The 3,306-nt window shown below is 44.0% G+C and carries 3 protein-coding genes and 1 pseudogene; 1 reads left to right on the forward strand and 3 read right to left on the reverse strand.

Translation table 11 applies throughout. The features are described 5' to 3' along the window. The 3 genes and pseudogenes from HMPREF9304_RS11560 to HMPREF9304_RS11570 form a co-directional block, all read right to left on the reverse strand. A pseudogene (locus HMPREF9304_RS11560) lies at positions 1-200 on the reverse strand (hypothetical protein); the annotation flags it as partial. A gap of 139 nt (positions 201-339) precedes the next feature. After that, positions 340-807, reverse strand: a complete 468-nt coding sequence (locus HMPREF9304_RS11565) for a DUF1896 domain-containing protein (protein ID WP_036929313.1) — start codon at positions 805-807, stop codon at positions 340-342. Between the two features lie 27 nt (positions 808-834). Further along, entirely contained in the window at positions 835-2,067 is a 1,233-nt protein-coding gene (locus tag HMPREF9304_RS11570) for a site-specific integrase (RefSeq protein WP_004339662.1), read from the reverse strand. Positions 2,068-2,975: 908 nt separating this feature from the next. Here HMPREF9304_RS11570 and HMPREF9304_RS11575 point away from each other — a divergent pair. Further along, on the forward strand, positions 2,976-3,306 hold a 331-nt coding region (locus HMPREF9304_RS11575), incomplete at its 3' end, for a helix-turn-helix domain-containing protein (RefSeq protein WP_036929321.1).

Here is a 3,306-nt window from a genome sequence, read left to right on the forward strand (position 1 = left end):
GTAACTATCTTCGAGATAAGGTAAACTGCACCGATAACGATGGAAAGCAGAACGGCGAGTTCGATGAAGCGTGTCCAACCGAAGNGGCGGACTTGCTTGGGAGAAGTCGGCGGCTGCCTGTTCCTCTCGGTTTTATACGATGCGTCTGCCTTGATGAAGGCGGGCTGATGAATNTCTTGATTCATGATGATTGTTTTCATAATCGNGGCTTTTAATAGTTCAAGAGCGATAACAAGATGCTCTAACGACCCAAAGACAAGTGTTTGNAAAACTCTTGACGTGTGGAGTGGAGCGTTTATCTTGGCTCTTGACACTACAAAAGCCCCCGATGGTGAAGTATCAAGCCATGTTCTCACCGCCTATCGTNGGCAGACCATTGACCTNGATGAGCAGCACGATTGTACCAGTCAGCTCGGTGTACAGTTTGTCGTATTCTGTACCTGCCGCAAAGTCGTCCGTGAGTTCGTACTTGGCAAATACCGCTTGAATTGCCTTGTTGTTCAGCAAAATTAGTGCTAACCTTTCGGGAAGCGGACTTGGCAGTTCCTTCTCAAACTCCTGCTCCAGTACGGAAACAAGGGTATCATACTTTGAGAAGTGTAGGTCGTGGTACAGCACCTCGCTTGCCATCGTCTCTGCTTCGGGATGTGAGAAACCTTGCGCCACGGCATCGCAGTAAGCCGTCAATGCCTCGTCTGCGCGAGCGGTTATAAACGCATTGTCATTCACTCTCTCAGGNAAATGCTCTCCGAGATACGCTTCCAACTTCAGATGGAAGTAGGAAAGTTCTTTCTTTGTCGTTGTCATAAATTCAAAATTTTAGGGTTATATACATTATTTTTTGGAAATGCCTAATGCCGTATTGAAAGTACCCAACTTGTCAGCCAGCTCATCCATATCGTGTTCTATCTTCTTATTGGTAATACGGGCATAGATTTGCGTTGTCTTGATGTTGGTGTGTCCTAACATCTTACTTACGGATTCGATGGGAACTCCCTTGGATAGGGACATCGTGGCAAATGTGTGCCGGGCGAGGTGGAATGTCAGGTTCTTCTTGATACCGCAAATATCGGCAATTTCTTTCAGATAACTGTTCAGTTTTTGATTCGTCAGCATGGGGAAAAGTTTGCCATCACGATAGGTCTTGCCACTATATTTTGCAATGATGCTCTTGGGTATATCGAGTAAAAGAACGTTGGTTTCCACGCTCGTCTTCTGCCGCTTGGTCATTATCCACTGCTTGCCGTTGAGCGTGACGATGTTTTCAGGAGCGAGGTTGTACACGTCTATGTACGCAAGTCCCGTGAAGCACGAGAACACGAACACGTCCCTTACAAGTTCCAAACGACCGATGCCGAAATCTTTGTTGGCAATTTTAAGGATTTCCTCGTCTGTGAGGAATCCACGATTGACCGGTTCCATGTGAAAACGGATGTTGAGGAACGGATCATGGTGCAGGACACCTAGTTTCCTGCCCAGAATGGTAATCGTCTTGAAGGTTTTCATCATCCTCGTGGCTGTGTTGGGATTCTGCCCGACAACCGTTCGAAGATAAATGTCGAAGTCGTGTATCACGATATAGCCGAGTTCGGACAGGCGGATGTCAGACCGACCGTATTTATCACGAAGGAAATTTGAGAAGTGTTTCTTGCAGACGTTGTATTTCTGTAAGGTTGCAGCTTCGACCGACACGCCTACCTGCCGTGCAACGTCACTATTGTGCTTGTTGAAGAGGCTCATTAGGGTGTCCACATCCTCCTTCTTACCAAGATACTCCGACTTGATACGCTCCAAGGACACCTCGTCCGTCATCTCGACTTTCTTGAAGATGGTCTGGAGTCCGCTCTGAATGTTGTCAAGTTCGAGGTTGGTGGAAAGTGCTTCAGTTGTCCTTCCCTTCAATCGTTCCTTCTCCCTGTCCCATTGAGACTGTTGGACAGCAATGCCCGTCGAGCCGATGGAAAGGCGTTCGTTGTTGAGATAGATTCTCAGCATGACAGGGGTCTTGCCCTCCTTGTTCACATAATTGCTTCTGAGATAGAAGACTGCTCTGAAAATAGCTTTCATACATTTTACTGCTTTTAGTTGTAGCCTGAATAGAGGTCTTGTCCTAACACCTGCCATCTGTAGCCGTAGCTTGTCGGACACATTGTTGCCCGAAGTGGTGTATGGTAACAAAAACACCTCTGTAATCACGCTGCAAAGTTCAACATATTTGTTTGAATAGCAGTAATTTACGCATACTCCTTATGTNCTCTGTATGTACTCTTGGCTACATTTTTATTTTGCCTTGAAAATGTGTAGCCTGATTGTAGCCTTTTTAGAGNATTTTGGGAGTTTCTGCCCCCTCCGTGCATACTCTGAAATTTGGGATGGGTATAAAAGAAAAGTATCATAACTACTTGTAGCTATGATACTTACGTTTTTCTTAGGTTTCTCTCTGATATTCATTTCAGAGTACCTAAAGCGGAGAGAGAGGTTTATGAACCAAACTCTGCTAACTCGTTGTAATTAAATGTTCTATCAATTTTGACAAATCNGTAGTGTAGCATTTTTGTAGCAGTATTTTGACCGCTTGNTGACNACCATTCTGACTACCTGTTGAAAGCACAACTGCTCTCTTTTCTTGGGTACAAAAGTATATAAAATTGTACTAACCTCCAAATCTTTGTACCATAAATATTTAGATATTTTACTGCTACACTTTCCAGTGCAAGGTGCAAGCCCCTATATATAAGGGGACTTGCACCTTGCACTGGAGGGATTTTCTCAAAATTATTTGATTTTGTTCTGGAATGATTGTTATTACAATGTATTTTCGTTTATGAATTCTAGAAAACAAACCAATTAAATCATCCCATGTTGACATCGCCCATCATATTCATCTGCACCTAATGCAAGCCACCTTGCATGGGATGCAAACATTTGAATGAGGCGGGTTGCTCAAATTTAGGTGTCTTTGTAACTTTATACATATGAAACAGTTGCACAAAACCCTAAAGGAAAAGCGAGAGCATGAAGGATACTCACAGGAGTATATCGCTGAAAAACTGAAAGTTAGCTCAAGTACCATCTCAAGATGGGAAACAGGAGCCGTATCCATGAGTATAGTACAAATTTGCAGCTATGCCAAAGTTTTGGAAATGGATGAGAGTGATCTGCTTGCATCTATTGCAAGGAGAAGAAGAGAAATACCACCCCCATTTATCCGACTGGGCATAGACGTGTTTGACGAAGAGACTTATGGAAAGATAATGGATCTCGCCAAGGAATTGGGACCGCAGCACATGATCTTACAAACCAAAC

This window comes from Hoylesella timonensis S9-PR14 (genome assembly GCF_000762405.1).
In the GTDB taxonomy this organism is placed as follows: Bacteria; Bacteroidota; Bacteroidia; order Bacteroidales; family Bacteroidaceae; genus Prevotella; species Prevotella timonensis_A.